The organism is Scytonema sp. UIC 10036 (assembly GCF_009725235.1).
In genome coordinates, this window is sequence record NZ_WJFC01000139.1 from 18,093 (window position 1) to 33,897 (window position 15,805).

11 protein-coding genes and 2 pseudogenes are annotated in these 15,805 nt (G+C 41.4%); 7 read left to right on the forward strand and 6 right to left on the reverse strand.

Features of this window, described 5'->3' with window-relative positions:
* Positions 1-9 precede the first annotated feature (9 nt).
* Complete coding sequence (locus tag F7734_RS41895; protein WP_155750307.1) at positions 10-1,320, forward strand: WD40 repeat domain-containing protein; 1,311 nt, start codon at positions 10-12, stop codon at positions 1,318-1,320.
* 17 nt (positions 1,321-1,337) lie between these two features.
* Complete coding sequence (locus tag F7734_RS41900; protein WP_155750308.1) at positions 1,338-1,541, forward strand: hypothetical protein; 204 nt, start codon at positions 1,338-1,340, stop codon at positions 1,539-1,541.
* 460 nt (positions 1,542-2,001) lie between these two features.
* Here F7734_RS41900 and F7734_RS41905 read toward each other — a convergent pair whose 3' ends face one another.
* Together F7734_RS41905 and F7734_RS41910 are read right to left on the reverse strand one after the other, a co-directional pair.
* Entirely contained in the window at positions 2,002-2,556 is a 555-nt protein-coding gene (locus tag F7734_RS41905; protein WP_207714332.1) for a hypothetical protein, read from the reverse strand.
* On the reverse strand, positions 2,556-2,816 hold the full coding sequence (locus F7734_RS41910) for a hypothetical protein (RefSeq protein ID WP_155750309.1): 261 nt from the start codon (positions 2,814-2,816) through the stop codon (positions 2,556-2,558). The genes F7734_RS41905 and F7734_RS41910 overlap by 1 nt, the downstream gene beginning before the upstream one ends.
* 188 nt (positions 2,817-3,004) lie before the next feature.
* Between F7734_RS41910 and F7734_RS41915 the strand changes: the two are divergent.
* Positions 3,005-3,823, forward strand: a pseudogene (locus F7734_RS41915) (MFS transporter); the annotation flags it as partial.
* A gap of 360 nt (positions 3,824-4,183) precedes the next feature.
* A complete protein-coding gene (locus F7734_RS41920; RefSeq protein ID WP_155750310.1) occupies positions 4,184-4,321 on the forward strand; it encodes a hypothetical protein in 138 nt (45 codons plus the stop codon).
* 306 nt (positions 4,322-4,627) lie between these two features.
* Here the strand turns inward: F7734_RS41920 and F7734_RS41925 are convergent, their stop codons facing one another.
* A complete protein-coding gene (locus F7734_RS41925; protein WP_155750311.1) occupies positions 4,628-4,819 on the reverse strand; it encodes a CsbD family protein in 192 nt (63 codons plus the stop codon).
* A 287-nt stretch (positions 4,820-5,106) separates the two neighbouring features.
* Between F7734_RS41925 and F7734_RS41930 the strand changes: the two genes are divergently transcribed.
* Entirely contained in the window at positions 5,107-6,045 is a 939-nt protein-coding gene (locus F7734_RS41930) for a transposase (RefSeq protein ID WP_155750312.1), read from the forward strand.
* Between the two features lie 137 nt (positions 6,046-6,182).
* Here F7734_RS41930 and F7734_RS41935 read toward each other — a convergent pair whose 3' ends face one another.
* A complete protein-coding gene (locus F7734_RS41935; protein ID WP_166482483.1) occupies positions 6,183-7,433 on the reverse strand; it encodes a helicase-related protein in 1,251 nt (416 codons plus the stop codon).
* A 1,057-nt stretch (positions 7,434-8,490) separates the two neighbouring features.
* Between F7734_RS41935 and F7734_RS41945 the strand changes: the two are divergent.
* Together F7734_RS41945 and F7734_RS41950 are read left to right on the forward strand one after the other, a co-directional pair.
* Positions 8,491-8,670 (forward strand): annotated as a pseudogene (locus F7734_RS41945) (Photosystem Q(B) protein 1); the annotation flags it as partial.
* Between the two features lie 427 nt (positions 8,671-9,097).
* Positions 9,098-9,715 (forward strand): hypothetical protein, encoded by a 618-nt coding sequence (locus tag F7734_RS41950; protein ID WP_155750314.1) that lies wholly within the window; start codon positions 9,098-9,100, stop codon positions 9,713-9,715.
* Between the two features lie 24 nt (positions 9,716-9,739).
* Here F7734_RS41950 and F7734_RS41955 read toward each other — a convergent pair whose 3' ends face one another.
* Positions 9,740-11,452: an ATP-binding protein gene (locus F7734_RS41955; RefSeq protein ID WP_155750315.1), complete on the reverse strand. Its 1,713-nt coding sequence runs from the start codon at positions 11,450-11,452 to the stop codon at positions 9,740-9,742.
* A 679-nt stretch (positions 11,453-12,131) separates the two neighbouring features.
* Entirely contained in the window at positions 12,132-15,644 is a 3,513-nt protein-coding gene (locus F7734_RS41960) for an AAA-like domain-containing protein (protein ID WP_155750316.1), read from the reverse strand.
* Positions 15,645-15,805 lie beyond the last annotated feature (161 nt).

Sequence of the window (15,805 nt, forward strand, 5' to 3'; positions counted from 1 at the left end):
TTCTCAGAGTTGCCGCATCAAGAAGGTGAAGGTATTGAAGTCGTGCGTTTTAGCGCTACAAATGCGAAGAATATTAATATTCTGGCAACTGCCAGTAATGACGGCATAATTAAACTATGGAAATTAACAGAAAATCAGTCTACAAATATTAACGCCGATCTATTTGCAGAATTTCAAGGTCATCAAGGTAGTATTGTGAGTTTTCGTTTTACTGAGAATGGCACTAAACTGGCAACAGCAGGAAAGAATGATGGTGCTGTCAGAGTGTGGAAAGTTTCTAAAAAAGAACCTCCCTTTCTAAAATTGGAGGCTCATAAAAAACCAATTTATAGTGTTCGTTTTAGCCCGGACGGTACAGAAATTGCTACAGCTTCTGATGATGGCACAGTTAGATTATGGAAGATTTCCACAAAACCTCTAAAACTCCTACAAAGTCCGACAATCAGAGAAAATCATCTTAATAATGATATCCAAATCAAAAGTGTCCGCTTCAGCCCTAACGGACAGCAAATTGCTACAGCCGGAAGTGATAGTACAATTAGACTATGGACACGCGGCGCAAAGGAGCCGAAAGAAATTAAAACAGATCAGCGTAGTATCTGGAGCGTGAATTTTAGTAAAGATGGTCATTGGCTCGCATCAGGTGGAAGCGAAGAAAAAGCCACAGTAAAATTGTGGGAACCTAATGGGGATGTGCCATACGATCCATTTGTTTTGGGGGCAAAAGTTGAGGCTGTCAGGTTTAGCAACGATGGCAAGTTCCTAGCCGCAGTTGGAGAAAAAGGCAAGGCAAAACTATGGACAATTGAAGGACGAAAAACAATAAAACTAGAAGAAAAAGGTTACCAAGGTACTGTCTACGGAGTCAGTTTTATCAATAACGATCGAGAAGTTATGACTGCTGGGGATGATGGTACAATTCGACGGTGGGATTTATCAGGAAAGCTTTTACCAAAAATAAAAACTTATCAGGGCAGCGTAAAAAATATCAGTTTTAGCGAAACCAAAGATGATAAGAATAAGATGGTTGCCACCGTTGGACGCAATGGTACAGTCAAAGTATGGACTCTCTCTGGACAATTATTGGCAGACTTTAAAGGACATCAGGGGATTGTCAGAAGTGTAAATTTTAGCAAGGATGGAAAATATCTGGTCACAGCAGGTGATGATGGTACGGCAATCGTTTGGAATATCAAAGAGTTAGATGAACTCCTGCGTGACGGATGTAATTGGTTGAAAGATTACTTATCTAGCCATGAGCAACAACAAAAAGAACTTGATTGCCATTCGAGTCTGACAATTAACGAAAAGAAAAACTAATAAACGTAGAGTTGAATATGAGCGCCAGACAAGCTAGCCAGCGATCGCCTGTAACAACCAGAAAGCCTAGAAAAGTTGGCGTTGCGATTGAAACGTGTTTCTTAGGAGCAACCCCACTGGCGGCGATTAGCTCCGGCACGCTTCGCGAACGCCACCTATTATGCATGAAAGAAACTTTGTTAACAGGACAATTAAGAGGTATTCTTTTGATTATGTCCTGACAGTTAAAACCGATAGTTGTCTGGTGCTTTAAGGCCCCTTTAGGAGCGTGGTTCTGGGATTTATGGTTATGATATTGGTGAAGGAAATTATTTCCTATCCCGTTTGAGAGATTATCGATTATTACCAACCCAGGTGAGGACATCTTTATTAACTTAACATTAAATATCCGAATATTATCGCACAAGGGTACAGGGAATGATGCAATAAACGCTCCTCCTTGGGGGCGCTGTGGTTTAAATCAAGACTTATTCAAGACTTTTTGTATCTTTGCTTAGGACTGCGGGGTTTGTGTAATCAAAAAGCGTAGTCAAACAAAGTCAACCATAACTTTTCGTTTCCCCTCTCCTCTGTGAGCGCTTTCCTCAGAATCAATGGTCGTAGACCAAACCAAAGAGGCGTAGGATGGTAGGAGAGACAGCGAAGCGTTTACACAACGCTCGTGATAAAATTGGGGTACGGTTAGCCACCGACCTTGCTTGCAACCTTATCACACCCAGTCTTTACAAACTTGGCTTTTCGGGCATTGCCAGCCTTCTCTACTGCGAGTGCTGGCTGTACAAAGGAGCGAGATAGAAACCTCAAACCAATATTACGTGCAGCGTTTAACGCAGAGCTACCACGTTGCCCCATCACGGTGGCAAAGCACTTACCACCAGATTGGTAAGGTTGGCAAAAGTCTAGGAGGGTAGGTAAGTAGTGGCTACCTCTCCAAACTTCTACACCATTGACAGCGCAAAGCCTTGACGTATTTTTGGGGTTGACTCTAGCGGTAAGAATTGCATAGCGTTGATATGCAATTCTACGAACGTTATCGACAATCTTACCTTCGATAGCGAGAGTGCTTTGAATAGTACGAATGCGGTTTTGTTTGCGAAGTTGAGGAGAGGGCTGTCCTTGAAGGCTGCTTAGTCGCCCTAGTTGTTCGGCGATCGCGCTTATTTGATTGATGATGCGGGTGCTAATGCTAAAGGGCGGTTGATAGGACATTGAGACAAGGTGATACCTGTTTGTCATTATACTATTGGGTTATAATTTATTTGCATTTTAAGCATTCTTTCTAATATTTCTTTTTCTACTGCTTCTAAGTGAGCAAGCCCCTCTAATGCTTTCTGTTTTTTTTCTCGTACTATTTCTAAGTTACGAATTAGGTACTCGCCACTTAGGTAATAATTACCTAGTTTTATTACTTCTTCGTTTGTAACTTCAGGAAGAGTAAATGGATTACCTTCAAGCTCCAGCACTTCTTCAATTTGGTTATTAACTTGTTCTTGCATTACCTTGTCTCCAACGTCTAATATGTTCCTCTAAAAATTGTAAGTCACAGATCGCTTTTTCAATTATTCATATTTTTAACATAATGTAATATTTGTTATAATAATTAAACTATATTAAGAACACTGACTTCTTTAAAAAGTCTCAGTTCTACTCTCTTCTCGTTGTGAGATTACCAATCGTATGTTCTGACTTAGTACAACAAGCCATTGATAACATTGTCAAAGCGCCGAGACGCTTCACAAACCGCACAACACAAAGGATTGCGGAGTTTGAAGAAAATTTAGAAAACTATTTGCGTAACACCAATAAAGAAGAACTGAATCCAGAAGCTATCAAACGCGATTTGCAGTTGTTGCTGTCTTCTCCTCGTGCTGGAGTATCTTCTTTAAAAGAGCGCGTTTCTAAATTCGATCGCTCTACACTTGTGGCTTTACTGTCCCAACGAGAAGATATCTCCTCTGAAGAAGCTAATAGAATAGCCGCTCAAATAGAATCTGTTCGTAATTCAATTGTTCAACAGTATCAGGAAGTCCAGAAAAGAGTGCAATCAGTTATTGATGGCATTTTTGAGAAAGTTCGCAACTATCTCAACTCGCTGAACCGTCCTGAACTTAACTATGAGAGTATCCAGCAAGACTTTGCCAAATTGTTCGACTCACCACAAACAGGTTTTGAGGCTTTGCGCCATCGCCTTTCACAATTCGATCGCGATACTTTAGTTGCTCTCATTGGTTCTCGCGAAGACATTTCAGAAGAGCAAGCCAATCAGATCGTCAATCGCATAGAAGCCGCAGGGGATAGCGTACTAAAACAAGCCGAACGCATCCAACAGGAAACTCAAAAACGGCTCAATGCAATAAAAGAGCAAGCTAAAAAGCAAGCACTTGAAACCAAAAAAGTTGTTGCAGGTGCTGCTTGGTGGTTATTTAACACGGCTAGTGTTTCTCTAGCGGCTTCAGCACTAGCTGGAGCTTTAGCTGTATCGGGATTTAAGCTATTTGGTTGAAGATTTAACCAAATGTCTAAGACATTAATTATCTGTCTTGTGGTACGGGCTTCTAACCCGTCATTAATCAAGAACGGGCGAAGACGCCCGTTCCACAAGCAAAAGTTGGCTATTTTTTTATTTTGAAGTTCCTTAGTGAAAATCAAGTGAAGAAGGCAGAGGGCAGGAGGCAGAGGGCAGCTATGTTTGCAATATGGTGGGGGCTTCAACCCACCACCAATTGCTTGCCACCAAATCGAAGATTATGGTGGGGGACTTAAACCCTTTGCTCCCTTTGGTCGCGAGAAGTACTCGGGCATATTCCTTCTGCCATCTGCCCTCGTACTTCTGCCTTCTTGTTAAAGGCTATTGTAAATATCAATGTCACTTTTTAAAACAGTCATTGATTTCATTCAACTACCAACTTGTGTTGAGCGATTGATTGGGGAATACTTTCCTGGGTGTTTTTACTGGAAGCCTTTAGGGAATCGCGATCGCTGGAATGATTCGTTTGCATAATTTCTTTCTTTATCACCTTCCCTTAATTACTGATTTTGCCGCGATCTGTATCCGGTTTCCAGGTATGTTGAATCACCATTTATCTTATTGATATACAGCGCTTTGCATTTGAATGAGGTACACCCCCTTTCATCCCTCCAAGGCATCGGGGGGACAGAGGGGGGTAATTTTCGTACCTCACCAAGTTGAAATCTGCTGTAAGTCATTACCTCGAACGCAAAAATTTTAGATTTTAGACTGGGAATTTTTTCTTCAATCCAAAATCCAAAATCTAAAATTAACTTACTAGGTTTTTTATTCTACAGACTAATAAGACCTATCTATAACTTCTTTTTTGTCATCTTTAAGATTTTCTACAGTATGTTCAACGGCGGCTTCTCTCTGTTTTGCTCGACCCTCTGCTTTGTCTTTAGGATTACCAGTCACCTCACCAACAGCCTCTTGGATTTTGCCTTCAATGTTTTTGGCAGTTGCTTCTACTCTATTTTCAGTACTCATTGCTAAACTCCTTTACAAAATTATTGACTTGCAACTTTTTGGTAGTTGCAAAAGTCTAAAAATAATATTCCGTAAAATTAGCTTATCAATCTGACAAAGTTATATGCCTCTGCCGCAAGCCTGATTAATATATCAATACCTTACGATGGCGTTTAACTTGAACGTGAGTTCGACGGAGCTAAAAACGTAGAAAGCATACTGTATAAAGCGTGGATTTGTTGAAGGTAGGGAAGTCTTGTGGTAAAAATCCTAGTAAGATTTGAGAGTGTACTGGTAGTTTTAACAACATGACAGAATCGGAAACTAGCGTTTCTGCGAATTACGATGAATCGTGGAAAGTAGCGATTGAGAAGTATTTTGAGGCATTCGTTGCCTTCTTCTTCCCAGAAGCACATCGGGAGATCGCGTGGGAGCGGGGATATGAATTTCTCGACAAGGAGCTTAATCAGATTGTCCGGGATGCTGAAATTGGCAAGCGCTTTGTTGATAAGCTGCTTAAGGTGTGGCTTGTAAACGGAGAGGAAGCATGGCTGCTATTGCATATCGAAATCCAAAGCCAAACGGACAGCGGTTTTGCGAAACGGATGTTTACCTACCACTATAGGATTTTCGATCGCTATGGTCGAGAAGTGGTAAGTTTAGCCGTGCTGGGGGATGAGCAACCGAACTGGCGACCCACCGAATACGGCTACGGGCGCTGGGGTTGCGAGATGCGACTGCGGTTTCCCGTCATCAAGCTGCTAGACTATACGTGGGAGTCACTAGAAGCAAGCAATAACCCGTTCGCTGTGGTAGTGATGGCGCATCGCAAAACCCAGGCTACGACCCAAGCTGCCACAGAGAGATTGCAATGGAAACTGCGTCTAATTAAAGGGCTTTACAGACGCGGGTATAGCCGACAGGATATCCTAGAGATATTTGGAATATTGGATAGAATGATGGGGTTGCCAGAACCGTTGGAGGTCACCTTTAGAGACGATCTGAGACAATTTGAGGAGGAGAATCAAATGCCCTACATTAGTAGCATCGAGCGCATTGGACGACAAGAAAAAGCAAAAGGTTTAATTCAAAGCCTGCTTAAAAGCCGATTTGGTGTTCTTGACGAGGAGCTTTCATTAATCGTTGAGCCACTCACACAATTGTCGGATGATGAAGTCGCCAACCTTTTGCTTACCTCTTCCCGTGAGGAGTTGGTAACACGCTTTGGACAAAGCACGTTGCACTAAGATAATTCTAAGACTAAAAGCCCCGGCTCTCCCGGCTGTTATAGCGGTTGCTGCGGATGTCCTCATCAATCCCCAGCTTACCGCCCAAAATCAGTAGGGGCGCAAGGCATTGCGCCCCTACAAACGACGTGGTTCATTTAGGTCGAAAACTGCTGTAAATTCAAAAATTGAACTGTTCTGGAGATGTCTAACAAATAATTCCCAGTCATTTCTAGAGAATACACGAATGGCAGCACCTTCTGAAACTTACTCAAGCGATAATCTGGTAGCCGCGACCAGATGAAGCGCTCGGTATCTGGAGCTTTCCAAAATTCAAGATGAATCATCCGAGCGATAAGCCGGAGGCTTAACGGCTGAAGCCGTATCGCACCTGTTAAAGTTGCATAACCCACACTATCGCCTTCAATCTTTAACTTGAAGTTGTCAGAAACAATCATCCAATCATGGTGAAATTGCAAACCGTATTTGAGAGTGTGATTAATTTGTCCACCCGCAAAAGTCCACCACAGTACCCGATCTGTTTCCATCTGAATGCTCGCTCGCCCTTCTAATATGAATGGTCTAATGTCAAAACGGTACTCATCCAACACAACTTGTGTCTTAGCATCAATGTAAGGAATACTACATTCAAACTGCAAGATTTCCGCAATTTGCTGACAGAGTTCAAAACCCAGTAGTTGTGGAGCAAAGCCACCCCAGCTTGGTTTTTTACCACGAGGAGCAGGAACAACTCGAACTGTGCGTTCCTCATGGTTGATGTGCATAACCGTCCAAGCCTGACCGCTGAGAAGAAACGAACTCATTTGAGCAACTAATCTATCAACAAATGATTGCTCCAGGGAACCAATAGTGTAACCGGCTGGTGTTTCCACTTTATACATGACTGGGCTGCTGAAAACGGCGTAGAGTTCCATAAAGTTTTTGCGCCCAAAGACTCGTTCTGCTTTTTCCCCCATCGATAGCAATCCACCAGCTAAAAATAGGAAATCCTCCCGAATCATGTGTTCGACCAATACTTCAAATTCTGAGCGGCTTATACCAGAAAAATCAGGAACTCCACAGAGTAGCTCCCAGCACCGTTCTGGACTAATACCACCAAATTGAAGAGTCAGTGCAAGTAGCTGGTGTACGAGTACGGGCCATGCGCGTGTTTGAATAGGTATAGATTCAACCCAACCTTTCCTAGCTAGTTCAATGATAGCGATCGCTTGCAATACTGTCTCTATATTTTCACAGAAAAATGTCGTGTTGGCTTGTTGCCCTGTTCTTCGTCCGGTACGACCTAACCGCTGGAGGAAAGATGAGACAGTAGAAGGAGCATTAGCTTGCAAAACCAAATCGAGGTCGCCAACATCAATACCCAACTCTAAGGTAGAAGTACAAATAATGCTGGTATTAGTCGGTTCTTTCGTACATAGCGTGCTAAATTTTCATTAAAATCTACAAGTATGCTTGTATTTACAAGGCTTACAGGCACTTATAATTTCAATTTTAACAAGGAGTAACATTTTGAAACTAATAATAGCTGTAAGCTAAGCCCAGCAATAGTTTTAAGCTTATTTTTCTACAATTTTAGCACGCTCAGTACGCAAGAGCCATTCATCTTGTCAACAATCGAATAGGAGCCTTCCCAACTTAGTCAGCTCATTCAAGTCACTGATGAGCAGCTAAGACTAATGGCTTCTCTCCCTTATCAATTAGTTTCTTTTGTTAATTCCCTGCAATACATCATTTATAAATGTGCTCTTAAACTATGTCCTTATTGTTTAACCGAATCTGCTTATTGTCGTAAGATTTGGGATTGGGATTTAGTCAAAGCTTGTTACCTACATCAATGTGTACTGATAAACAAATGTCCTGGTTGTCAAAAAATATTCGGTGGTCAAGACCCGCAGTTACAAGGTGTCGATGTGGTTTTTATTTTCGTTTACACCATCCACAAACAGCTACCTCTGACCAAATTAATCTTGTCCGTATACTTATCCTCATTGGAGAAAAGCCTTGCTACTGCGCCTTGGAGAAGGCATTAACATTATGTGCAAGATGCCTCGAATGTTACTTTTAGTTGATACGTCGTGAGTAGATTTCACTTTATGTGCAAATTGACTTGGAGGCTAAAACCCTTACTCCACGGGCGATTTCACTTAATGCGCGAAACTCGTTGCCTAAAACCCCTATAAATTCGTTCTTAGAATTTCATCTTGCGCATTTATATATAGTCTCAAATCTTGCAATGGCTGAAAGTCTTGTCAAAAGCTAATTTTACATTGTAGACACTGCCTACAATGTAAATAATTAGGAGCATTTAATAATTCAAGTACGAACTAAAAACCCTGTAAAGTTGGGTTTTTGGCATAGAAGTAAAAACTCTGATAGCTTGTGCTAAAATTAGAGCTTGCCTGACCTGTCAAATTTCTACGTTTTTAGCTCCGTCGAACTCACGTTAACTTGAATGGATTCAATTTTAATCAATCAGTTTTAGATAGAGTTGGTCATGTTATTCCTACGAGTGCAGATTTAATCAATCGCGCTAACTTGGGGATTCAAGCAATGCATTCACCGAATGCTCACAATTTCCCTTTGCTTCTTGCTGCTGTTGATGTTGAGCAACTATCCAGAAAATAGCGACTAGAGCTTGTATTCAAAGTGTTAAATCCCCCCATCTCCCCCCAAACCCAGAGGAGGGATCGAATAGCCCTGTCAAGGTGAATACAAACTGCAAGAAATCCAATTGTTCTCTCTCCTCTTTCCTCTGTGTACTCTGCGCCTCAGCGGTTAAATAAATGACTTTTGAACCGCAAAGTACGCAGAGGAGTCAGCGCCGTGCTTTGGTTTCCAAAGTTGAGGCGACTGGCGTGGCGCAGAGAGTAAATATGAGGAATTGCCACCTAAATCAAAATTTTCTGAGCCACCTTGACAGGGTTACCTGATGGCAGTGAGTCAATCCGGCGAACTCTATGTGAACGTATACGTCAGCGGCATTTCGCGCAATATAATAGAACAATTATAAATAACACTATCTCTAACGCCGCGATATGCGATCGCCGAACTCATGAGCAGAGCCAGGATTCTCGACCCATCCGAGAGCTATACTTTCAGCAAGTATGCCGAATTAGCTTACGATACTGCCGATATCTTAGCTGAATTTGGTGCTACCCTCAACAATACGGATCTTCAACTTCCACAGCAATTGCCAATCGATCCAAAACCATTGAGAACAGAACTGCAAGAAAATTTGACCATAGTAGATCCTGCGTCAGAAATAGCTCGACGTGAAGCATTAATCTTTCCAATTCTCAAGACGGTTTGCAAGTTCATTCACGCACCACTCAAAATTGAATATCCCGTTCGGGTAAGCAATTGGCTCAAAGGCAGTTTCGATTATTTCATTCCTACTCCGCAAAATTTATTAGTGATTGAAGCTAAAAATGCTGATTTAGCAAGGGGTTTTACTCAGCTAGCGGTGGAATTGATTGCCCTGGATCAATGGACTGACTCAACAGTTCCAATACTCTACGGCACTGTAACAACAGGGGATACTTGGAAGTTTGGAATTTTGCATCGCCAAGAAAAAATAGTTTACAAAGATATAAATACATATGCCGTTCCTAGCGATCTCGATCGAGTACTTTCTACTCTCTTTGGTATCACCATAACAACCAACAACTAACCACTAACAACTAACAACCAACCACTAACCCTGTACGGGTGCAAGGCATTGCGCCCCTACTGTAACTGCTGAACAATGTAATGGAATTTCAATGACAAACTCTGCTCCTTGCCCTGGTGCTGAATGACAAGTTAGTTTGCCTTGATGTTGTAGAACGATAATTTGATAGCTAATTGATAAGCCTAAACCCATCCCCTTACCTACTGGTTTGCTAGTAAAAAACGGGTCAAATAAACGAGATAGTACTGTAGGGGGAATACCACAACCATTATCAGCAATGCGAATCTTGATGATGTGAGTATCTGAAATTTCTGTGTAAATCCAAATTTTTGGCAGAAAATTTTCTTTGTGACTTCGTTCTTCTAAAGCATCTATGGCATTATTTAACAAATGCATAAATACTTGATTGAGTTGGCTTGGATAGCAGGTTGTAAGAGGTAATTGCCCGTACTTTTTAATAACTCCTATTTCGGGACGAAATTGTGTTGCCTTGAGACGATGTTGTAACAGTAATAAAGTGCTATCGAGCCCTTCATGAATATCAACAAGCTTTATGTTTGATTCATCAAGTCGAGAAAAATTGCGGAGAGAAAGAACGAGTTGCCAAATTCGTTGAACCCCTCTTTGCATGGAACTCATGCTGTTTTCTAGATCTTGGCTTACTAAATCTAGATCTACTTCTTTAAAAATTTCACTAAATTTAGATGGAGAATCTGGATATTCATGATGATAGAGTCGAACCAAATGAAGCAAGTCTTGTATGTATTGGTTGGTGTACTCAAGATTGCCAAAGATAAATCCTATGGGATTGTTTATTTCATGAGCAATACCTGCAACTAATTGTCCTAAAGCTACCATTTTCTCATTTTGAATCAATTGAAGTTCTGCTTGTTTGAGATTGATTAAAGCTTTTTCTAACTCTTGTTTTTGTAGCTTTAGCAAAGCCTCTGCTGCCAATCTTTCTTGAATTTCTTGTTGCAGTGCTATTGATTGACTCTTTGTCTGTTCTAATAGCTCAATGTGCTCTAGAGCAACTCCTAATTGATTGCTAATTTGTGTAACAATATTAATTTCTGTATCTTTCCACTGACGCGATCGCGAATTTTGATAAGTTGCCAGCAATCCCCAAAGCTGACGATTGGAATAAATTGGAACAATAATATATGCTTTAGCTTGAAGCTGCTCTAATAACTTAATATAACACGCATTGAACCCAGCATCATAGATATTTTCTACAACTCGATAAGGCGTTCTTTGATTGTAAAAACCACCTTGAGTCTGTTGTAGATAAGTGTCTTTGATGACCAAATAATTTTCAAATAAACTATCTGGTTCGGTAACAATATTATTGATAGTACAATGCTCATCTAAAAGAGAGTTCTCTTGCAGTTTTGGATTGCTAAGTTGTTCCTTTGATAAAGACCTCCATCCATCCCCAACAGATTCAGCAACAAATTCTCCACTCCAGTCAGAATGGAAGCGATAGATAACAACGCGATCGCAATTAATAACTTGCCGCAATTCTGATGTTGTTGCATTGAAGATTTTCTGAATATCCAGTGTTTGCCGCATCCTTTGAATTGCTCGCGCAAGGGCTTTTTCCCGTTCGGCACTTTCTTGCAATGCTTTTTGCATCTGTACGCTAACTTTTGAGCGACTGAATAACATGAGCGCCAACCCAGACGTAATAATCGCAATTCCCCAGGAAAGTAAAGTGATTTTGAGATCTATCGCCATATACTAAATTGAAATAGATAATAATGTTGTTGTCTGCCTGGGTTGAAATAGTTCAAACGCAAAGCTTTTCAATCCAACACTCAAAGTTTGTAGTTTTCTTTTTTCAAAGTATTCTTTACTCTCACGAGTTGTAAATTGATGTATATACCTAATTTTACTTAAAAGTCAGATGCTTTTAAGGTTAAGGTAGTGTTAAAAAGTTATTAGTTATAAGCAAATCTTGAAAAAACAGATGTCAATACGTCTTGGATAACACAAAAAAATGACAATTTTTGTTTTATGTTGTATCTATGGAATGGTTAAAATCAAGCTTTTACAATAAATGCATATACTTTATATTTTGTCAATTGTATCAATAAACCTTTTTTGAGCTAGATTTTGATAGTACAGTTAAATTAAAGTTAACTTTTGGTAATTCACCAGTTACGTACACGAAGTTTGGTTAAATCCCCGACTACCTTTACAAGATACAGAGTTGTGAATGGGGATGATACCCCTCATTTAATACTCTCTCGTTTCTCGTTGTCTCTAGTTCCCAGCTAGAAACAGGGAATGTCGGCTGCGAGGTTCTGCCTCGCGTGAAATCAAGACGGGAGGCGGAGCCTCTGCTTGAAGGCATTCCCAGGCGGAGCCTGGGAACGAGTGAGGCGGAGCCTGGGAACGAGTGAGTGGTTACTGGTCACTGGTCACTGGTCCCTGGACACAAGTGACGATCGCTTTCCTCAACCATTGCATTCGTCTTCAGATAATCCCGAACTATATTGCAACCTTCAACGAGTAAATTGACCTGAAGGATTTGTTGCAAATCCCACGACATCACAGTCTGGTCATCACCCGCAGAGGCGAGAGTCTTGCCATCAGGGCTAAAAGCAACTGTTTGGACACTTGAGGTGTGTCCGTTAAGAGTTGATAGTAAGGTGCCATCCGTTTTCCAAAGTTTGACGCTACCATCAGCACTACCAGCAGCTAACAGAGTACCGTCAGGACTAAAGGCAACCCTTGTTAAACCAATGGTTTCGCTGTTGATAACACGTACTAAAGTCCCATCCCGCCTCCAGATATGGAGAAAGCCATCCCGCCCACTAGCAGCAATGAGTTGACTATCGGGACTGATAGTAACACCCCACAGACCACTGTACCCTTTCAGAGTTTTATCTGCTTGAACGTTTAAGTAATTGTTGCGGGATGACCACCTCCAGATTTTAACAGTACCATCAGAACTAGCAGTGGCGATAAACTGTCTGTCTGGACTGTAGTCCACATCCCAAATTCGAGCGTTATGAGCTGGGATAGTTTGGTGAAGTTGAAACTGCCCGGAGGAATTCCGTTGCCAGAGGTTTAATTTAAGATTATCTCCTACTGTAACCAACCATTGCCCATCAGGACTGTAAGTAATATCCCAGATACTGGTGCTGTCAGTGTTAAGAAAAGTTTTCTCATTACGATCTATCTGCCATAATCTAATAACGCCATCCGATCCCACAACCGCTAGAGTACGACCATTAGGGCTAAAAGTGAGGCTAAATAATCGCGTACCTTCTACAAAAAAGGTTTTGACAGCAGATCGAGCGCGCCGCAAAATTTTTACCTCTTGTTCTGCAACAGAGGCAAGAGATTGTCCATCAGGACTAAATGCGATGCGCCAAATAATGGCTTGATGAGTACCAACTAGCTTGACAAAAGGTGAGTTGATGCGCCAAAGTTTAGCAGTGTTGTCATCGCTTGCAGAAGCTAGCATCTGACTGTCGGGGCTAAAGGCAACATCGCGAATCGTAGCGCTATGTCCCCGAAAAGTTTCGATGAGAGTACCATCTACTTTCCAAAGCTTGATGGTTTTATCTGCACCAGCGGAAGCAATAATTTGTCCATTCGGACTAAAAGCAACGCCGATCGCTTCTGCTGTATGACCTTTAAGGGTTAAAAGTAGTTTGCCATCACGATTCCACAGTCGCACATTATTATCAGCACTACCAGATACCAAAGTCTGCCCATCAGGGCTAAAAGCAACACTCCAAACAGATGCCCCTCGGTTGCCAAAGGTGGCAATCTCTGTTCCATCTATTTGCCAAAGTGTGTGAGTACCATCCACAGTGCTCGATGCAATAGTCTGTCCATCAGGACTAAAAGCAACTGCCCAAACAGCAAGCTTGTGGTTGAGAGTTCTGATAAGAGTTCCATCGACGATGCTCCAAAGCTTGAGAGTGCGATCGCCACTCGTAGAAGCGAGTATTTGTCCATTTGGGCTAAAGGCAACTTGCCATACTGGCGCTTTATGTTTAAAAGTCGCCAGCAGTTGTCCGGTGACAGTCCAAAGAAACACAGTTCCATCAAGCCCAGCCCCAGCAATTTGACGACTGTCAGGGCTGAAACGGACGCGGTGTATTGTTGCAGTTTGCGCCAGTGTTCTTACCAACTTTCCATCTCGCTGCCAAATTGTGATTGTGCGATCGCTAGCTGAGGTTGCTATCCACTGCCCATCAGGACTAAATGCAACACTCACAACAGTACCCCGATGTCCCGATAAGCGATTGACTTCATGAGTTTTATAAACTGCTTGCTCGAGTACAGTGCGAGTTTGCAAATCTAGGGTATTTGCACCTTCCCAATTGAGAAGATTGAGGCGAGTAAACTTCAGTCGTGCTTGGATTGCTTGCACCAATGCATTTAAATGTTGGTTGGAATCAAAACTACCATTCGAGGCAATTGCAAGTGCTTTTGCCTCATTGATTGCTGAGCGCCGATAAGCTGTGACTGATATAATTCCTGAGACAATAGCTGATATGAGTGCCAAACTAATAACTATTAATAGTTGTCGCTGACGACGAGCGCTCTTTCTTTCAAACTCCAATCGTGCTTCAACTTCTTTAAGCCTATCGGCTTCTAGTTTTTGTTGGATTTCCCGACGATCTAGTTCCTGGCTAGCTGTTAAAAATCGATAGTCCAAATCGCCTAAGTTTTTGCCCCCTGTCCAATCTAGGACTTCTTGTAATGCCTGTCCCCGCAGTAGGCGCGACTCATCTTGATAATTCGATGCAACCCAAGCATTTAAAGACTGAGAGTAGGGGCGCAAATGGTCTAACTGCTTTTCTACCCATTCCTCATTGAAGACATTTTGGTAGATTGGATTTTTAATGCGGAGATAGCCGTTTTGTTTCTCAACGATTCCAGACAATAGCAGCTCTATTTGTTCTCTACTGTCATCAGTTGGAATTTTCACACCTTGTAAGATTCTCTGGTATGTACCCAATAATCTTCCTGCACGACTTTCATTATAAAGAAGGCGATCGCGAATCGTTTTTAAATGCTCTGGTTGGTCTTGATTTTGCCAACTCTCAATAATGTGCTCTCGCACGATATTTTCTACCCAAAATTCCTCTGCTCCTAGTGGTAAAGTCAAACTCTCCGAAAATTTTTCTTTGATTTTCCACTCTACCAACTGACAAACTTTTTGCGTTAAAAACGGCTGTCCTCCAGTCCAAGTTAATATTGGCTTTAATATTGCTTGGGGATGCTCAACTTTTCCTACTAAGCCCTGGGCTAAAGGTAATGCTTCTTCTAAACTAAAACCACAAATATCTATTGCCCTACCGATATTAAAAGGAGTTCTAGTTTTGTCACGAATGAGATCGCTTGGGGTTGATACACCAAACAAGGCAAAGGTAATGCGATTGTATTCTGGATTCAGCGAGCGCTGATTATAACAGTAGCGAATCAAAGCAAAAAAATCATCAGTGGAAAATTCTAAATTGAGAATGCTATCAATTTCATCTATAAAAACACACAAGTGGCGATTGGGAAATTGATTTAATAATAACTCTTCAATAAATTCACTTAATCTTTGTAGTAAAGAAACATCTTCCTGCCCTTGCCACCATTGTTTTAAATTTATTCTTCCTCCACAGCCAAATCCCTGCCATAAATATGCCACCATACCCTTATACCATTGTAAAGGGGTAATATGTTGGCTACCTATCCGCGTCATGTCAATACTCGTACAAAAATAACCTTCTTTTTCCAAGAGATGTTTAGCTCTAACCAACAAAGAAGATTTACCCATTTGTCGAGCGTTGAAGACATAACAAAATTCTCCAGACTTAAGTGCTGTATAGAGTTGTTTGTCCGCAAGGCGCACTACATATGTTGGGTCATCATTTTGTAAGCTACCACCGACTTTGTATTGAATATGAACCATTGATTTATATAATTATAAAAAATATTTTTATTTATATAATATTTAAATTTCCCTTCTAGGAGGGATTTAGGGAGAACTATTCGCGGTTTCGCTCCTTACCCCCCCTTAAAAAGTACGGTGTACCACAATCCTGAAATAGTTCATAGACCTAAATTTTAGTC

Coding starts and splice junctions, on each gene's coding strand:
- F7734_RS41920 (WP_155750310.1), top strand. CDS start 4,184: ATGTCACTTTTTAAAACAGTCATTGATTTCATTCAACTACCAACTTGT.
- F7734_RS41910 (WP_155750309.1), bottom strand. CDS start 2,816: ATGCAAGAACAAGTTAATAACCAAATTGAAGAAGTGCTGGAGCTTGAA.
- F7734_RS41930 (WP_155750312.1), top strand. CDS start 5,107: ATGACAGAATCGGAAACTAGCGTTTCTGCGAATTACGATGAATCGTGG.
- F7734_RS41900 (WP_155750308.1), top strand. CDS start 1,338: ATGAGCGCCAGACAAGCTAGCCAGCGATCGCCTGTAACAACCAGAAAG.
- F7734_RS41955 (WP_155750315.1), bottom strand. CDS start 11,452: ATGGCGATAGATCTCAAAATCACTTTACTTTCCTGGGGAATTGCGATT.
- F7734_RS41950 (WP_155750314.1), top strand. CDS start 9,098: ATGAGCAGAGCCAGGATTCTCGACCCATCCGAGAGCTATACTTTCAGC.
- F7734_RS41960 (WP_155750316.1), bottom strand. CDS start 15,644: ATGGTTCATATTCAATACAAAGTCGGTGGTAGCTTACAAAATGATGAC.
- F7734_RS41905 (WP_207714332.1), bottom strand. CDS start 2,556: ATGACAAACAGGTATCACCTTGTCTCAATGTCCTATCAACCGCCCTTT.
- F7734_RS41925 (WP_155750311.1), bottom strand. CDS start 4,819: ATGAGTACTGAAAATAGAGTAGAAGCAACTGCCAAAAACATTGAAGGC.